General features: G+C 66.2%; 16 protein-coding genes. 8 read left to right on the top strand and 8 right to left on the bottom strand.

The window, feature by feature from the left end:
• Positions 1-53: 53 nt before the first annotated feature.
• Complete coding sequence (locus DWA33_RS07050; RefSeq protein ID WP_114357388.1) at positions 54-953, bottom strand: DUF2892 domain-containing protein; 900 nt, start codon at positions 951-953, stop codon at positions 54-56.
• Between the two features lie 284 nt (positions 954-1,237).
• On the opposite strand from DWA33_RS07050, the gene DWA33_RS07045 reads away from it, so the two are divergent.
• From DWA33_RS07045 to DWA33_RS25585, 3 genes are all read left to right on the top strand, one after another.
• Positions 1,238-2,020, top strand: a complete 783-nt coding sequence (locus DWA33_RS07045; protein ID WP_114357387.1) for a class II aldolase/adducin family protein — start codon at positions 1,238-1,240, stop codon at positions 2,018-2,020.
• Positions 2,021-2,426: 406 nt separating this feature from the next.
• Entirely contained in the window at positions 2,427-2,966 is a 540-nt protein-coding gene (locus DWA33_RS25590; protein WP_283808600.1) for a methyl-accepting chemotaxis protein, read from the top strand.
• Positions 2,954-3,757 (top strand): methyl-accepting chemotaxis protein, encoded by an 804-nt coding sequence (locus DWA33_RS25585; RefSeq protein ID WP_347337887.1) that lies wholly within the window; start codon positions 2,954-2,956, stop codon positions 3,755-3,757. The genes DWA33_RS25590 and DWA33_RS25585 overlap by 13 nt, the downstream gene beginning before the upstream one ends.
• Before the next feature lie 37 nt (positions 3,758-3,794).
• Here the strand turns inward: DWA33_RS25585 and DWA33_RS07035 are convergent, their stop codons facing one another.
• The 7 genes from DWA33_RS07035 to DWA33_RS07005 all read right to left on the bottom strand — a co-directional run bounded on the left by DWA33_RS07035 (position 3,795) and on the right by DWA33_RS07005 (position 12,664).
• On the bottom strand, positions 3,795-4,088 hold the full coding sequence (locus DWA33_RS07035; RefSeq protein ID WP_114357386.1) for a DUF3325 domain-containing protein: 294 nt from the start codon (positions 4,086-4,088) through the stop codon (positions 3,795-3,797).
• On the bottom strand, positions 4,085-5,656 hold the full coding sequence (locus DWA33_RS07030; RefSeq protein ID WP_114357490.1) for a PepSY-associated TM helix domain-containing protein: 1,572 nt from the start codon (positions 5,654-5,656) through the stop codon (positions 4,085-4,087). Before DWA33_RS07030 ends, DWA33_RS07035 begins: the two co-directional genes overlap by 4 nt.
• A gap of 65 nt (positions 5,657-5,721) precedes the next feature.
• Positions 5,722-6,000 (bottom strand): DUF3649 domain-containing protein, encoded by a 279-nt coding sequence (locus DWA33_RS07025; protein WP_114357385.1) that lies wholly within the window; start codon positions 5,998-6,000, stop codon positions 5,722-5,724.
• Positions 5,997-6,716: a cobalt ABC transporter substrate-binding protein gene (locus tag DWA33_RS07020; RefSeq protein ID WP_114357489.1), complete on the bottom strand. Its 720-nt coding sequence runs from the start codon at positions 6,714-6,716 to the stop codon at positions 5,997-5,999. Before DWA33_RS07020 ends, DWA33_RS07025 begins: the two co-directional genes overlap by 4 nt.
• Positions 6,717-6,788: 72 nt before the next feature.
• Positions 6,789-9,110: a TonB-dependent receptor gene (locus DWA33_RS07015; RefSeq protein ID WP_114357384.1), complete on the bottom strand. Its 2,322-nt coding sequence runs from the start codon at positions 9,108-9,110 to the stop codon at positions 6,789-6,791.
• A gap of 333 nt (positions 9,111-9,443) precedes the next feature.
• Positions 9,444-10,850, bottom strand: coding sequence for a M20/M25/M40 family metallo-hydrolase (locus DWA33_RS07010; protein ID WP_114357383.1), 1,407 nt, complete (start codon positions 10,848-10,850; stop codon positions 9,444-9,446).
• Positions 10,851-11,053: 203 nt separating this feature from the next.
• On the bottom strand, positions 11,054-12,664 hold the full coding sequence (locus tag DWA33_RS07005) for a helicase HerA-like domain-containing protein (RefSeq protein ID WP_114357382.1): 1,611 nt from the start codon (positions 12,662-12,664) through the stop codon (positions 11,054-11,056).
• A gap of 329 nt (positions 12,665-12,993) precedes the next feature.
• Here DWA33_RS07005 and DWA33_RS07000 point away from each other — a divergent pair, with 329 nt between their 5' ends.
• The 5 genes from DWA33_RS07000 to folK all read left to right on the top strand — a co-directional run bounded on the left by DWA33_RS07000 (position 12,994) and on the right by folK (position 15,568).
• Positions 12,994-13,365 carry a DUF2267 domain-containing protein gene (locus DWA33_RS07000; RefSeq protein WP_114357381.1) on the top strand — a complete coding sequence of 124 codons (372 nt, stop codon included), beginning with the start codon at positions 12,994-12,996 and terminating at the stop codon, positions 13,363-13,365.
• A 17-nt stretch (positions 13,366-13,382) separates the two neighbouring features.
• Complete coding sequence (locus tag DWA33_RS06995; protein WP_114357380.1) at positions 13,383-13,790, top strand: DUF4332 domain-containing protein; 408 nt, start codon at positions 13,383-13,385, stop codon at positions 13,788-13,790.
• Between the two features lie 65 nt (positions 13,791-13,855).
• Positions 13,856-14,713: a dihydropteroate synthase gene (gene folP / locus DWA33_RS06990; protein WP_114357379.1), complete on the top strand. Its 858-nt coding sequence runs from the start codon at positions 13,856-13,858 to the stop codon at positions 14,711-14,713.
• Positions 14,710-15,075, top strand: a complete 366-nt coding sequence (gene folB, locus DWA33_RS06985) for a dihydroneopterin aldolase (protein WP_114357378.1) — start codon at positions 14,710-14,712, stop codon at positions 15,073-15,075. The genes folP and folB overlap by 4 nt, the downstream gene beginning before the upstream one ends.
• 1 nt (position 15,076) lies before the next feature.
• Entirely contained in the window at positions 15,077-15,568 is a 492-nt protein-coding gene (gene folK, locus DWA33_RS06980; RefSeq protein WP_114357377.1) for a 2-amino-4-hydroxy-6-hydroxymethyldihydropteridine diphosphokinase, read from the top strand.
• Positions 15,569-15,666 lie beyond the last annotated feature (98 nt).

Below are 15,666 nucleotides of genomic sequence, written 5' to 3'. Positions count from 1 at the left end.
GAGTGGTACAATCCAGCAAGGTAGACCAAAAGACGAAGTGCTCGCCGGTCGTGTCAGCTTCGCTGATCCAGATGCTCGCGAAGCTCGTCGATCGATTCGAATCGCATCATCCCTTCCGGCATCTGCGCCTCGATCGAGCCGTCCGAATACAGCGAATACGCCATGCCGTCGACCACGCCGGACTTCAGCACGGTGACCTGCTGCATCTCCTCGCTGCGCGGCGCCGGTGTCGGCTCGAGCAGGCCGGACCGTTCCGGCACAGCCGGCGCTTCCTCGCTCCCCGGCGACCGCTTGCGCGGCCACGCTTCATCGAAGCTGCGCGGCGGCGCTGCGGAGGCCTCACCGGGCGCCATATCGGCGATCTCGGACTGCCCCTTCACCGCGGCGGCGCGCTCCCGCTCGCGCCGCGACGACGCGAATAACAGATTGCGCTTCTTCGGTGCCACAGGCTCCTCGCCCGGCTCGGAGGCGGCCGGCGGCGCAGCGTCGCCGTGCAGCGGCGGCGGAGGCGGCTTGATTTCCAGCGGCGGCACGATCCGCTGCCGCATCCGGTCACGCGTCGCCACTTCGTCCTGCCAAGGCACGGTCCCGGCAGGTTCCGCAGCGGCCGGCATCGGCTGCGGCGGCGCCAATGGCGGCTCCGGCCGATCGCCCGGAAACAGGGTCGCACTGTCCGGCTCGGACGTGGGCGGCGGCGGGAACCCCCCGCGCGCAGGAGCTCTGGTCCTATCGAGGCTCGGCTCGCCCTCCTCGGTGCCGAGGCCGGCCGCGATCAGTCGCAGCTCGCGGATCACCGCCGACAGGCCGAGCAGCAGCGCTCCGGTGCAGAAGCCGATCACGCCGGACAGGATCAAGGTGTTGCCGAAACTGAACTCCTTGACCGGGACGCCGATCATGATCGACGCCGCTCCGGCCAGCAGGAAGGCAATGCCGGCGACCAAAAGCAATATCATTCTCAACTCCACGCCGGCGGATCGCCACGGCAGCCCTCGTAACGATAGCGTCATCTGTCCCTGATCGGCAATCGCCGGCGCCGCTTGCCAACAGCGTAATCGGATCAGCGACCACAATACTCGCGCAGAGGTTGTAGCAACGCAACTTGCCGCGGTGCGGCGGAGCGTCGTCCAGCCACATGCCTGCCGCGCTTCGGTCGGCGCTTGCTGCAAGGGAGTCGCAGCACTAGGCTTCCGCCACGTCAACGCGCCGCCCAATGGCGCCACACGCAGCGAGGAAACGCATGTCCCCAGCCGAAGCCGCACGCCTGAGAGAAGTTCCCGCCGACATGACCGAGGCCGAATGGGAGCAGCGGGTCAATCTCGCCGCCTGCTACCGGCTGGTCGCGCTGTACGGCTGGGACGATCTGGTCGACACCCACATCTCGGCGCGGGTGCCCGGCCCCGAGCACCACTTCCTGATCAACCCCTACGGGCTGATGTTCGACGAGATCACCGCTTCGAGCCTGGTCAAGGTCGACCTCGACGGTAATCAGCTCACTGAGAGCCCGTACAAGATCAATCCGGCCGGCTTCACCATCCACTCGGCGATCCACGAGGTCCGCGAGGATGCCGGCTGTGTCATCCATCTGCACACCCCGGACGGCACTGCTGTGGCGAGCTGCATGGACGGCCTGCTGCCGATCAACCAGACCGCGCACTTTGTCACCGGCGACCTCGCCTATCACGATTACGAAGGCGTCGCGCTCGACCATGACGAGCGGCCGCGGCTGCAGCGCGACCTCGGCGACAAGAACCACATGCTGCTGCGCAATCACGGCACGCTGACGGTCGGCCGCAGCGTGGCTTCGGCGTTCGAGCGGATGTACCACCTGGAGCGCGCCTGCACGATGCAGGTCCGTACCAAGATGCTCGGCCCGACCGCCTATCCTCTGGAGCAGATGGTGATCGACAAGAACCACGATTTGATCGCCAACCGCGACGCCATGGAGCTGCGCTCGACCAAGCTGGTGTGGCCGCCGCTGCTGCGCAAGCTCGACCGCATCGATCCGAGCTATCGGACCTGAGACTTTTCCCCGTCATTGCGAGCGCAGCGAAGCATCCAGAGGCTCAATGCACGGAAGCTGGATTGCTTCGTCGGCTTCGCCTCCTCGCAATGACAATTCGATGCGTCGAGGTTGAAATCCGGCACCATGGTGCTATCTTCGTGACATCAACCTCTACGCTATCGGAATCCAAACGCCGCCCAATTCCGGGCGGCGTTTTTGCGTTGGGCTTCGGTCAAGTCGCTCGGCTTTCGCTTTACTCCGCCGAACTCGAATTGGCCGTGCTGATATACATTCGCATTTCGATGCCAACGCACAATTAACGACCTAGTATCAATATGGGCCACGCCGACTCACTGATCCCCGAGGCTCCATGTCGCTCCTTTCGCCCATGCGCAAGACGATGCGCGACGCCGTCGATAATTCCGTGGCCGCTGAACTGGCAGAAATACGAGCTCGCGACGAAGCGCTCGCCGCCTGTATCGATCGCATCGTCGAGGGCCACTACGACACCGCGGCGCCCGGCGGGGACGACCCGTTGAGTCGCGCGATAGGCCGACTGCTGCAGACACTGTCCGGCAATGTCTCGCGCAATCTCGACCGGATGGTCGATCTCAGCATCCAGACCAGCGAGACCGCCGTCGCGTCGGCGAACCTGCTGTCGTTCAGTCGCCAGATCGATCAGCGCTCACAGGCGCTGGCGAGCGCCAGCGAAGAGCTGGTGACGTCGATCGGCCAGATCGGCGTCACGGCGCAGAAGGCGGCATCCGAAGCTGCCGACATGCGCGTCAGCGCCCAGCACGGGCTGGCTACCGCAAACACCGCAGCCTCCGCGATGAGCCGCGTCAGCACCACCGCCGAGCTGGCAGCGGAGAAGATCGCCGAGCTCAGTGCTGCGTCCGACGCAATCGGCAGCATCGTCTCGTCGATCGATGCGACGCGCGGCAGACCAACCTGCTCGCCCTGAACGCGACAATCGAGGCCGCTCGCGCCGGCGAAGCCGGACGCGGCTTCGCCGTGGTGGCGACCGAGGTGAAAGGACTGTCCCAGCAGACCAGCAACGCCACCGTCGACATCCGCAGCCGGATCGATCGATTGCGCGACGACATCGCCACTATCGTCAGCGCGATGTCGGACTGCACCAGCGCGGCAGTCGAAAGCCGCGAGGTGGTGAACTCGCTCGGCGAAGCGATGAACGGCGTCTCCGAACGCGTGGCCGGTGTGACCGACGGAATGGCGGAGATCGCCACCATCCTCAATCAGCAGTCACAGGCGTCGAGCGAGATCGCGAACGGAATCTCGACGATCGCCGAGCAAACCGAGAAGTCCGTCGCCCAGGTCGGGCACATCTCCGATCAACTCGATCAGGTGCAGGCACTGGTCGGCGGAGATCTCGAGGAATTGTCCCGCATGACCTTCGACGGTCTGATCCCACGCCTCGCCAAGGCCGACCACATTGCCTGGAAGAAGCGGCTCGCCGACATGGCGGCCGGTCGGGCCAAGCTGAGCAGCAGCGAATTGACGGATCATCACTCGTGCCGGCTCGGCAAGTGGTACTACGGCGACGCATCGAAGGGATCGCGGACCCATCCGGCTTTCGCCGCTTTGGAACAGCCGCACGCGCTCGTGCACGAACACGGCAAGGCCGCCGCACGGCTGATGCAGTCCGGCGATCTCGCCGGCGCGATGGCAGAGATCGACCAGGTCGGACACGCCTCGAAAGAGGTGCTGCGACTGATCGATCGGCTCGTGAAGTAGCGTAGCTCGCTGCTTACAGCGAACGCAGATCGTGTCGTCAGGATCGCGCTTTGAGTGCGCCCCTGCGGCCGTAACCGATCAGCGTCACGTACACCAATGCCGCCGCCAACGTGGTGTGGCCGCTGAACTTGACCAGACCGAAGCCCCAGCCGGAGGCGTCGACCAACACGGCGAGCGCCACCAGCAGCGCGCTGGCGCCGACAACGCGGAGCGCGAGGACCACCGGCCGCCGCAGCGAACGGCGCAGGATGTCGTGCTGCGGCCGGCGCAGCCCGAACGCCAAGGCGGTGAAGCCGAGCAGGCAGAGAAGCTGCGCCAGCGCATGGCTCATGTTGCGGCCTCGCGCGACATGGCTGGGATCCCTCCCCGCGACGCGCTACGCGGCGGACGCACCCGTGCACCATGCCGCGCAGTGCGGATCGCCAGCACCGCGTGCAGCAGCGCCAGCGCCAGGCACATCAGATCGGTGCCGGCGAACACCCAGTCGCCGACAGCCAAGCTGTGCCACAGCGAGCGTTGCGTGGTCGCGGCATTCAAGACCGGGGTCAGCGCCAGCAGCGCAGCGGCGGTCCAAAGCTGCTCGACCCATGCCGCCCTGGCCGGCCGCAGCAGTGCGTGCAGCAGGGTCACCCCCCAGACGATGAAGAACGCGTGGACTTCCCAGAACGCCCGCTCCTGCATCTGAACCGGCAGCAGCCGATTGGCCCACAGGAACGCCGTCATCGCGATCGACAGTCCGGCGATGCCGGCGATGTTCAGCCGTTCGACCACGCGAAAGCCGAAATACGGCCGCTCCGGATCGGGCAGCTTCTGCCGCCGCTTCACCGTCCACATCACCAGTCCGGTGCCGACCATCGCGGTGCCCATCAGACTGGCGAGGAAGTACAGCCAGCGCGTCTCCAGATCGCTGAACCGGCCGAGATGCAGCGCGTACATCACGCCGCGGGTCTCCGCCGCCGCGCCGACACGATCATGCACGGCGAGCAGTCTTCCGGTGCCGCCGTCGAACTCGACGTAATCGGGACTCATCGACACGCGCCCTGCATCGCCGCGGGTCACCGCGATGCGGGCCGTCGCGTCGCCCGGATTGGCGGCGTTGACGCGCCCGACATCGGTCGTGCCCCAGCGCTGCTGCGCCTGCCGAACCATCGTGTCGATCGACCCCAGCGGCACTTTCTGGCCGCTCGGCTTGCCGGCCTGGATGAAGGCATTGAGTTCGGCGGTGAGCTGCTGGCGCTCGGCCGGCGTCTTGATGGCGGTGCGCTCGCCCCACGGCACGTACAGCGCCATCAGCGTCACCAGCCCGGTGTAGGTGATCATCACATGGAACGGCAGCCCGAACACCGACAGCGCATTGTGGGCGTCCAGCCAGGAGCGCTGGCCCTTGCCCCAGCGGAACGTGAAGAAGTCGGTGAAGATCTTCTTGTGGGTGATCACGCCGGCCACGATCGCGACCAGCATGAACATCGCCGCGAGACCGGCGAGCAGCCGCCCCCAGAACGGCGACATGTAGTAGAACTGGAAATGGAAGCGATAGAAGAAGTCGCCGCCGAGCGTGTCCCGTGCTTCGACGCGATGGCCGGTGACCGGATCGAAGTGGTCTTGACCGAACGCGCGCGCGCCCTGTCCGCCGGGAAGCCGCCAGAATGCGTAGACGGTGTTGCTGCGCCCGTCGGGAAGCTTGATGCTCCACTGCGTCGCATTCGGCGCGATCCGGCCGATCTCGTCGGCGACGCGCTGCGCCACGAGTGCCGGATCGAGCGGCTGCGTCAGCCGCGGCAGCTCCGGCCGCATCCACTGCGACAGCTCCTCCTTGAAGAACGACACCGTCCCGGTGAGAAACATCGCATACAGCACCCAGCCGAGCAGCAGCCCGGTCCAGGTGTGCAGGCCGGACATGCTCTGCCGGATGCCCCGGCCCGCCACGCGCTGATCATTCTGCGGCTTCACCGGCGCGTCCTTCGTCAGGAGACAGACCACGCCAGCGGCGCCAGCGCCGCGGCGACGATGAGCAGGCCGATCCAGGCTTTCAGCGCGCTGCGCACCGCGAACACCCAGATCGCCGCGCCGGCGCAGATCGCGAAGCTGGCGAGCTGGCCGGTCAGCACCGCCTGCGGCTTGCTGAGCGGCAGCGCCAGCACGGCGACGCTGAACAGCGCCGCCAGCGCATAGCCGCCGAGCAAGGCGGCGACGATGCGCGAGACCAGCGGGCCGATCACCCGCGCCCGCCGCGCCGCTGTCATTTCGGCGCGGTCGGCGTCGCCGCCGGGCCCGCGGGGATCGGCGGCAGGCCGTCGGCCTGCATGAAGGTCAGCGTGGTGCCATAGACGACGGCGTCGTACTTCTCGCCGGCGCGTTCGCCCGGCGTGCGGTCGGTGTAGCCGACCTCGACGACGTACACGCCCTTCCACGGCATCTCGAAACCGACCAGCCCCTGCGCGTCGGTGTGCGCCTCCTTGGCCCAGCCGGATTGCGTCGTCAGCGTCACCTTGCTCTTCGGCTTCGGCTGCCCCTTGAAGACGAGCTTGAATTCACCGGTCTTGCCGGTGGGCACGAGGTCGAGCGTCAGTTTCGGCTCGCGCGCGGCGAAGTCCGTGATCAGGCGCGCGGCCGGATGGAACCAGTTGCGGACCTCCTTGTCGGGCTGCTTCCAGGTATAGAGCGGATAGTTGGCGTCCTCCGCCACGATGCTGTCACCGCCCGCCGCGGCGAACGGCAGCCTGAAGCCATCCGCCGACTTGGTTGCATCGGCCTTCTGCTCGCCCTTGGCCGACAGCAGCGTCGCCGTCACCTTGGCGAACTTGTCGAGCAGCCCCGGCGAGACTTCGCGCAGGTTCTCGCCGAACTCGCCGAACCGCACCACGGCGCCGCCGTCCGCCTGCTCGATCCAGATCTGGTGCGCCTGCGCGGAGGTCATCGCGCCGAGCGTTGCGAGCATCGCGAGAGAGAGTTTTTTCATTCCGATCACCTTGCTTCGAACGTGGGTGCCCGGCGCGAAGCCGGGCACGGTGTTTGCCGATCGCAGCCGCAATCAGAAGTCGAATGCAGCGGACAACAGGTAGGTCCGCGGCGCGCCGACGGTGACGAAGGTCCCCGTGGTCAGCCAGTAGTTTTCGCCGGTGACGTTTTCGACGCTGGCACGGAAGGTGACCGGCTTGCCGGTGAGCGCGGTCGTGGTGTACCGCGCACCGAGGTCGAGACGGGTCCAATCCGGGAAGCGCTGCGTCGGCAGGTTGGCGCTCGTCAGATACGAACCCGAGGTGTAGATCACCCGGCCGTTGAGCGCGAGCCCGCGCACCCACGGGGTGTCCCAGTCGAGGCCGGCCGAGACCGTGGTGTCCGGCACGCCGGCGGCGTCATTGCCGCGCTCCAGCGGGTTGCTCGGATTGGTCAGCTCGGGCTTGAGGAAAGTGGCGCTGGCCATGCCGCGCAGGCCGGGCATTAGCAGGCCGTACACCGACAGTTCGACGCCGCGGTTGCGCTGCTCGCCGTCATAGGCGAGTTCGTTGGCCGCGTTGCGGATCGAATTCGGCCGCGTGATTTGGAACACCGCCGCGGTGGTGGTGATGGTGCCCCAATCGACCTTGATGCCGGCTTCCTGCTGCTTGGATTTGTAGGGCGCCAGCACCGCGCCGGTGTTGGCGTAACCGGCGCCGACGATGGTGCCGCGGGTCAGGCCTTCGGCGTAGTTGGCATACAGCGACACGTTGTGCCACGGCTTGATCACGATGCCGGCGAGCGGCGTGGTGGCGCTGGCATCGTAGCCGCTGGTCAGTGCGCCGGTGGTGGTGTTGAAACTGTCGACCTTCACGTTCTGCTGGCGGACGCCGAGCGTCAGCAGCACCGTATCGTTCAGGAACGACATCGTGTCGGCGATCGCAACGCTGGTCAGAGTCGTGTCCGACGACTTCTGCGGGGCATTGCGCGCGCTCGTGACGAACGGCAGCGGCGACGGATTATAGATGTTCGACGGCACGGACTGGGCTGGCGTGTTGGCCACATAGGCGTTGCCGGCTTCCTGATTGAAGCCGGTGTAGGCGACGTTGACCGAGTGGCCGATGAAGCCGGTGTTAAACTTGGCCCGCACACCGGCATTGCCGCTGACCGTCTGGGTGTAGGAGTCGTAGTAAGCGTTGATCAGCCGGAAATTGCCGAACTGATCGATGCCCCCGGTATAGCCGGAGACCCGCGAATCCGGGAAGGTCTGGTAGTTCTCGCCCTGCCGATAACCGAGGCCGGCATAAGCGGTCAGCCAATCGGTGATGTCGTATTCGAGCCCCGACGCGATGGTGTGATCCCGCTGGTTCAGCACCGTTCCGGGGTACCAGTTACTGCGCGCGTCCGGCGGCGCGGGAATGAACGGAACCCCCGTCTGGATGGTCATCTGCGGGCGGAAGTTCTTGGTGTCATCGTTCTGGGTGATGGCATCCAGCGTCCAGCGCAGCCGATCGCTGCGATAGTCGACCGACAGGGCAGCGACGCCGCTGCGCCAATTGCCGCCGTCGACCGTGGCTTCGCCGTTGCGCGCGACGCCGTTGAAGCGGACACCCCATTCCTTGTTGGCGCCGAACCGCTGGCTCGAGTCGAGCTGAACGCCATAGTTTCCGGCGCTCATGAAGAACGGTGTGACCCGCGCGAACGGCACCTCGGTGGCGCGCTTGGTGACGATGTTGACGGCGCCGCCGATGCTGCCGCTGGGCGCGATGCCGTTGATCAGCGCGCCGGGACCCTTGAGCAGTTCGATGCGCTCGATGATCTGTGCCGGCACACGGCTCGACGAGACCAGGCCGTACAGACCGTTGAGGCCGATATCCGTCGCACTGACGGGGAAGCCGCGGATCTGGAACGTGTCGTCGAAACCGTTCGGGCCGGTCGACAGCCGCACCGAGGAGTCGTTGATCAGCGTGTCGGCTGCGGTGCGGGCCTGCTGATCCTGGATCAGTTGCGAGGTGAAGTTCACGGTCGAGAACGGCGTATTCATCACGCTGGTCGAGCCGAGCAGGCCGAGCGTGCCGCCCTGCGCCACCTGGCCGCCCGCATAGGCCGGCGCCGGAGCGCCGATGGTGCGGGTCGAACCCATGGTGGTCGGCGGCGCGGCCGGAGGCGGCGGCGGCTCGGCAGCGCGGCGCGGCGCCACCCGCGCGGCGCGCTGCGGTGTGGCGCGCGGCTGCGCGGTGCGCGTGGCGGACCGTGTACGCTGCTGCGGCGCATCAACCGAAACCGGCGGCAGCACGCGCCGCTCGGCTTCCTGCGCTTGCAGCGGCGACGCGCCCAGACCGCTGACACAAGCCGTGACGACGCCCGCAGCGACGCCCAGGTACAAGCGATTTTTGTTGTTCTTGAAGTTGCTCACTCTACGCCCCCAGTTCTCATGATTGGTGTGGGGGTAGGAGACGCAGAATGGCGAAGCAACGTAATGCGACTTAGAATTGGTATACGCTAGCGAGGCATCCTGACGAACGGCTTAGAAGCTCTCTATTGTTCCCAATGTGGCTTTAGTGCACCGCCCGCACGTCGTTGCGGGGGTGAGCAATACGGAACACTTGCCAGACAAGGGTTCGCGTCGGCTCCGACTACTCTGCGATGCCACGCAATCAATCTGGAATGATTCCGAAATTGCGCGGCGGCGTTGCCGGACCGCGAAGGGCTCGCGTGGCGCGCGGCGACTTTATGACGCGGCGTTCGTTCACCGCGGCGCCTCCGCCAGCGCACCGAGAATCCGCACCCACGACCGGATCCCTTTCTGAAAACTGTTGAGATCGTACTTCTCGTTCGGCGAATGGATGTTGTCGTCGTCGAGACCGAAGCCGATCAGCACCGAATCGAGACCGAGCGTGCGCTTGAAATCGGCGACAATCGGGATCGAGGCGCCGGAGCCGATCAGCACCGCGTCCCTGCCCCACTCCTCGGTGAGCGCGCGCCGCGCCGCAGCGAGCGGCTTCATGTCCCACGGCAGCGCGATCGCCGCGCCGTTGGAGTGATCGAGGAATTCGGCCCGGCAATCGCCGGGCAGCCGCGCGGTGACGTAAGCGCGGAACGCGTCACGGATCCTGTTCGGGTCCTGCCCCTCGACGATCCGGAACGACACCTTGGCCGAGGCTTCCGCTGCGATCACCGTCTTCGAGCCCTCGCCGGTGTAGCCGCCGACGATGCCGTTGATGTCGCAGGTCGGCCGCGAGATCAGTTGCTCGATCAACAGGCGATCATCCTCGCCGGCCGGGATCGACAGCCCGATCGGGCCGAGAAAATTCTCGGCGGTCAGGTTCAGCCCCTTCCACTGCGCCAGGATCTCCGGCGGCAGGTCCTTCACGCCGTCGTAGAAGCCCGGAATGGTGATGCGGCCGTGCTCGTCGTGCAGCCCGCCGAGAATCCGCGTCAGCACCCGGATCGGATTCTGCGCGCCGCCGCCATAGACGCCGGAATGCAGATCGCGGTTCGCCGCCTTGATCTTCACCTCTTCATAGACGAGGCCGCGCAGCGAGGTGGTGATCGCCGGCGTGTGCCGGTCCCACATGCCGGTGTCGCAGACCAGCGCGAAGTCGGCGGCGAGATCCTTCTTATGGGCATCGAGGAACGGCACGAAGTTTTTCGAGCCGACTTCTTCTTCGCCCTCGATCACGATGGTCAGGTCGATCGGCAGTTCGCCGGTCGCATCGTTCCACGCCCGGCAGGCTTCGACGAAGGTGGAGAGCTGACCCTTGTCGTCCTGCGCGCCGCGCGCCACGATGATCTTGCGGCCGTCGGCATGGTCGGCGATCACCGGCTCGAACGGCGGCCGGTGCCACAGCTCGACAGGATCGACCGGCTGCACGTCGTAGTGGCCGTAGAACAACGCGTGCGGCCGGTTGCCGGTGTTGGTCTTGGCCTTGGCGACGATCGCCGGATGCCCCGCGGTCGGCCGCACCTCGGCGTCGAACCCGATCGAGGCGATGTCGGCGGCCAGATGATCGGCCGCCGCCCTGCAGTCCGCCGCGAACGCCGGATCGGCCGAGATCGACTTGATCCGCAGCAGCGCGAACAGCCGCTGCAACGCGGCGTCGAAATCGGCATCGGCGCGGGCGAGCACCGTTTGAACGTGAGAGCTGGCGGACATGATGTCTTCCTTCTTTAGATGTGTCCGATGCCCGCGGCCCTCATCCTTCGAGACGCGGCCTAACGGCCGCTCCTCAGGATGAGGAAGCTGCGACATGTCGCAAAGAGCGAACGAAAGCGATCTCGCACAGCCTCATGGTGAGGAGGCGCGCAGCGCCGTCTCGAACCATGCTGCCACGCGCCTGTTTCCAAACCGCGAACGCCTCACCGCCGCAGCATGCCTCCCAGCGTGCCGCGCACGATCGAACGGCCGACCGAGCCGCCGAGCGAGCCGCCGACCTTCTTACCGAGTTGGGCGGCGAGGCCGCCGACCACGGTGGTGGCGACGGTGCGGGCGACGTTGCGCGCCACCACCTGGCCGGTGGTGAGCTTGCCGCGCGGCGTGTTGGTGCCGAATACGGTCGACACCAGGCTGCCGAGCTGGCCGAACAGGCCGCCGCCGCCCGGCTCCGCGTCGGCGTCGCCGGATTTGCCGTCGATCCGCGCGCGCAGTTTCTCGTAGGCGGATTCCGAATCCACCGCGGTATCGTATCTGCCCTTCACCGGGCTCGCGGCGATGATCGCCTTGCGCTCCTCCGGCGTGATCGGTCCGATCCGCGCCGCCGGCGGCCGCACCAGCACGCGCTCGACCATCGCCGGCGTGCCGTTGCCTTCCAGGAACGACACCAGCGCCTCGCCCTTGCCGAGCTCGGTAATCACCTTGGCGGTATCCAGCTTCGGATTCGGCCGGAAGGTGTCGGCGGCGGCGGCCACCGCCTTCTGGTCGCGCGGCGTGAAGGCGCGCAACGCGTGCTGCACCCGGTTGCCGAGCTGCGCCAGCACCCGGTCCGGCACGTCGATCGGGTTCTGGGTGATGAAGTACACGCCGACGCCCTTGGAGCGGATCAGCCGCACCACCTGTTCAATTTTGTCCATCAACGGTTTGGGCGCGTCGTTGAACAGCAGATGCGCCTCGTCGAAGAAGAACACCAGCTTCGGCTTGTCGGGATCGCCGACTTCCGGCAGCTCCTCGAACAGCTCCGACAGCATCCACAACAGGAAGGTCGCGTACAGCCGCGGATTGTTCATCAGCTTGTCGGCGACCAGAATATTGACGACGCCGCGGCCCTGACTGTCGGTGCGGATGAAATCCTTGAGCAGCAGCGCCGGCTCGCCGAAGAATTTCTCGCCGCCCTGGTTCTCCAGAACCAGAAGCTGCCGCTGGATGGTGCCGACGGTCTGCTTGGTGACGTTGCCGAGTGCCTGCGCCGCCTGACGTATATCGGCGTTGACATCGCCGTTTTCGGCGACCTTCTGGGCGATCGGCGCGATCGCGTCGAGCATCGCGCGCAGATCCTTCATATCCATCAGCGGCAGGCCCATGTCGTCGGCGACACGGAACGCGACGTTGAGCACGCCTTCCTGCACGTCGTTGAGATCGAGCATCCGCGACAACAGCAGTGGCCCCATCTCCGAGACCGTGGCGCGCACCGGATGGCCCTGCTCGCCGAACACGTCCCAGAACACCGTGGTGAACTGATCCGGCTGGAAGTCGAGCCCGATCTCCTTGGTACGCTTGAGGATGAAGTCCTTGGCTTCGCCTACTTCGGCGACGCCCGACAGATCGCCCTTGATATCTGCGGCGAACACCGGCACGCCGGCCCGCGCAAAGCCCTCCGCCATCACCTGCAGCGACACTGTCTTGCCGGTGCCGGTCGCGCCGGTGACCAGGCCGTGGCGATTGGCGAGGTTCAACGCCAGCCAAGCCGGCTGTTCGCCCTTCCCGATGAAAATCCTGCCGTCGGTATCACCGCTCGCGATGCCGCTCGCCGCCATCTTGTCGTTTCCTCGCTCATAACACCCACCGGCGATCGGTCGCCTGATCGCACGCATCCTGCCCGTCGCCACGGAACCATTCAACGACGATCGCGGCGAGACGTTGTCGCAATATTCACCCTTTCGCCCGCAACAACGTCCGATGCGTCGATCGACGCCAGTGCGAAAGCGTATCTCGCGACCGCGCTTTTGCAAGGTTGCAACACTGGTGGAGCGAATCACACGGAGGACCGCCGCGATCACGGCGGTCGCTTGTGTTTCGTCGCGGAGCGGATCAGGATGATTTTAGAACATGGACCGGCGTCAAGAGCCGGCGTGGCGGGGGCGTGATGGACGAGTTGATTGAAAGGCTGGCCGACAAGGCCGGTCTGGATGAATCTGTTGCCGAGAAGACCATCGGCATCATCCTCGCCTTTCTCCGCAATGAAGGACCGCAAGAGCCTGTCCAGGCTTTGATCGACAGCATTGCAGGTGCCGAGGCAGCGATCGGAGCGGCAGCCTCCTCGCGTAGCGGGCTCAGCCGTCTGATCGGCGGCAGCGGCGTCATGGCGATGGGAACGAAGCTGCTCGGGCTCGGCCTCAGCATGTCCGACATCAAGACAATCGCCCGCGAACTGTTCAAAGCCGGCCGCGACAGGATCGGCGCGGAGAAGATGGGCGCGATCCTCGAAGGCACGCCCGGCCTCCGCCAATTCACCTGAACCTTGTATCGAGTGCCATGACATATCCAATTTCCCAGCTCGACGGCATCACCGAGGTCGCCGCCAGCAAACTGAAATCGGTAGGAATTCGTACCACGGACGCCCTGCTCGAAGCCGCCAAGACGGTGAAGGGCCGCAAGGCGCTCGCAGCCCAGACCGGCCTCACCGAGCAGCAATTGCTGCAGTGGGCGAATCTCGCCGACTGCATGCGGGTTCCCGGCCTCGGCAAGGCCAAGGTCGACCTGCTGCGCGCCGCCGGGGTCTCGACCCTGCGCGAATTCACCCACCGCAATCCGGCGCGGCTGGCGCAGAACATGAAAGAAGCCAATCTCAAGCGCAAACTGGTGCGCTCTTTGCCGTCCGAAAAAGAAGTCGGACAATTGATCGAACAGGCGCGCAAGCTGCCACTGAAAATCACCTACTAATATCCGGGTAGCCGTCGCAGCCGGTCGCTTGACAGGCTTTCGCAGACCGCGCAAAGCGCTGCCGCATGACCGCCTCCCCGTCGCTGCCCGCGTCACCCGCCGCTCCGGCCAAGCCGCCGCCGCTGCGCGAGCTGCTGGCGCGGCCAGTGCCGGTGGTGATGGGGATCCTCAACGTCACGCCGGACTCGTTCTCCGACGGCGGCGATTATCTCGCCCCGGAGCAGGCGCAGGCTCACGCGGCCGAGATGATCGCCGAAGGCGCCGAGATCATCGACATCGGCGCGGAATCCACCCGCCCCTACGGCTCGCAGCCGGTGACCGCGGCCGAAGAACTGCGGCGGCTACAGCCGGTGCTGGAAGCTGTGGTCGCGCTCGGGACGCCGGTGTCGATCGATACCATGAAGGCCGAGGTCGCCGCCTGGGCACTCGACCACGGCGCGGCGATCGCCAACGACGTCTGGGGATTGCAGCGCGATCCGGAGATGGCTGGCGTCGTTGCTGCGCGCCGCCTCCCGGTGATCGCGATGCACAATCGCGACGCTGCAGATCCGGCGATCGATATCGTGGACGACGTCAAAGCGTTCTTCGAGCGCTCGCTGACGATCGCCGCGAAGGCCGGCATCGCCGAGGAGCTGATCGTGCTCGATCCCGGCATCGGCTTCGGCAAGACCCCGCAGCAGAGCATGATCACGCTGGCGCGGCTGCGCGAGTTCGCAGCGTTGGGCAGGCCTCTGCTGGTCGGCGCCTCGCGCAAGCGCTTCATCAGTACGGTGGTGCCGAGCGAGCCAAAGCACCGGCTCGGCGGCTCGCTCGCCGCGCATTTGATCGCCGTCGACAACGGCGCCAGGATCATCCGGGCACACGACGTCGCCGCAACATCGCAGGCGCTGAGAGTCGCCCGCGCCATCAGGGACAGCCGATGAACGACACCATCTTCGTTACGGGCCTGGTGCTGCACGCCCGCCACGGCGTGATGGACCACGAGACCGAAGTCGGCCAGCGCTTCGTGATCGATCTCGAGCTTACCGCCGATCTGTCCGAGTCCTCTCGTACCGACAAACTGTCGGACACAGTATCGTATTCGAACGTGGTGGCGTGTACCACCGCAGCGTTCAAGGATGCCAACTACCGGCTGCTGGAGCGCGCAGCCGGTGCTGTCGCCGATGCGATCCTGACGAGCTTCGACAAGATCACCGCGGTGAAGGTCACCGTGCACAAGCCGCACGCGCCGATCCCGGCGATCTTCTACGACGTCGGTGTGATCATCACCCGCAGGCGGAGCTGAGATGCCGCGCGCCCTGATCGCGCTCGGCGGTAATGTCGGCGACGTCCGCGCCACGTTCGACAAAGCGATCGCCAACATCTGCGGCATGAGCCAGGCCGAACTGATCGCGCGCTCGCCGGACTACGCGACGCCGCCATGGGGCGACGAGCAGCAGGACCGTTTCGTCAATGCTTGCATCGAGATCGAGTGCCGGCTCGATCCGCTGTCGCTGCTCCAGGTGCTGCACAAGATCGAGAAGCGCTTCGGCCGCGACCGCGCCAGTGAACGGCGCTGGGGACCGCGGACGCTCGATCTCGATCTGATCGCCTACGACGACGCGGTGATCAATCGGCCGGACCTGACGCTGCCGCATCCGCGGCTGTTCGAGCGCGCTTTCGTGCTGGTGCCGCTGCTCGACATCGCACCGGACGGGGTGATCGCCGGCCGCTCGCTGAAAGACGCCCTCGCCGAGCTGTCGACCGCCGGGATCGAGCGGCTGCCGGACCGCGGCTGAGCCGCCGCTTCTGGGAATATCCCGCAACACGGTTGCCGCACCGCACAGCAGCCCAATCTCGTCCTTATTGCTCAAACAACTGTTTGGCATCGCCGGCC

Source organism: Rhodopseudomonas pentothenatexigens, from assembly GCF_900218015.1.
GTDB classification, from domain to species: Bacteria; Pseudomonadota; Alphaproteobacteria; order Rhizobiales; family Xanthobacteraceae; genus Rhodopseudomonas; species Rhodopseudomonas pentothenatexigens.
This window is presented reverse-complemented; position numbering and strand designations above follow the sequence as displayed.

Coding starts and splice junctions, on each gene's coding strand:
- DWA33_RS07050 (WP_114357388.1), bottom strand. CDS start 953: ATGATATTGCTTTTGGTCGCCGGCATTGCCTTCCTGCTGGCCGGAGCG.
- DWA33_RS07045 (WP_114357387.1), top strand. CDS start 1,238: ATGTCCCCAGCCGAAGCCGCACGCCTGAGAGAAGTTCCCGCCGACATG.
- DWA33_RS07035 (WP_114357386.1), bottom strand. CDS start 4,088: ATGAGCCATGCGCTGGCGCAGCTTCTCTGCCTGCTCGGCTTCACCGCC.
- DWA33_RS07030 (WP_114357490.1), bottom strand. CDS start 5,656: ATGTCCGGCCTGCACACCTGGACCGGGCTGCTGCTCGGCTGGGTGCTG.
- DWA33_RS07025 (WP_114357385.1), bottom strand. CDS start 6,000: ATGACAGCGGCGCGGCGGGCGCGGGTGATCGGCCCGCTGGTCTCGCGC.
- DWA33_RS07020 (WP_114357489.1), bottom strand. CDS start 6,716: ATGAAAAAACTCTCTCTCGCGATGCTCGCAACGCTCGGCGCGATGACC.
- DWA33_RS07010 (WP_114357383.1), bottom strand. CDS start 10,850: ATGTCCGCCAGCTCTCACGTTCAAACGGTGCTCGCCCGCGCCGATGCC.
- DWA33_RS07005 (WP_114357382.1), bottom strand. CDS start 12,664: ATGGCGGCGAGCGGCATCGCGAGCGGTGATACCGACGGCAGGATTTTC.
- DWA33_RS07000 (WP_114357381.1), top strand. CDS start 12,994: ATGGACGAGTTGATTGAAAGGCTGGCCGACAAGGCCGGTCTGGATGAA.
- DWA33_RS06995 (WP_114357380.1), top strand. CDS start 13,383: ATGACATATCCAATTTCCCAGCTCGACGGCATCACCGAGGTCGCCGCC.
- folP (WP_114357379.1), top strand. CDS start 13,856: ATGACCGCCTCCCCGTCGCTGCCCGCGTCACCCGCCGCTCCGGCCAAG.
- folB (WP_114357378.1), top strand. CDS start 14,710: ATGAACGACACCATCTTCGTTACGGGCCTGGTGCTGCACGCCCGCCAC.
- folK (WP_114357377.1), top strand. CDS start 15,077: ATGCCGCGCGCCCTGATCGCGCTCGGCGGTAATGTCGGCGACGTCCGC.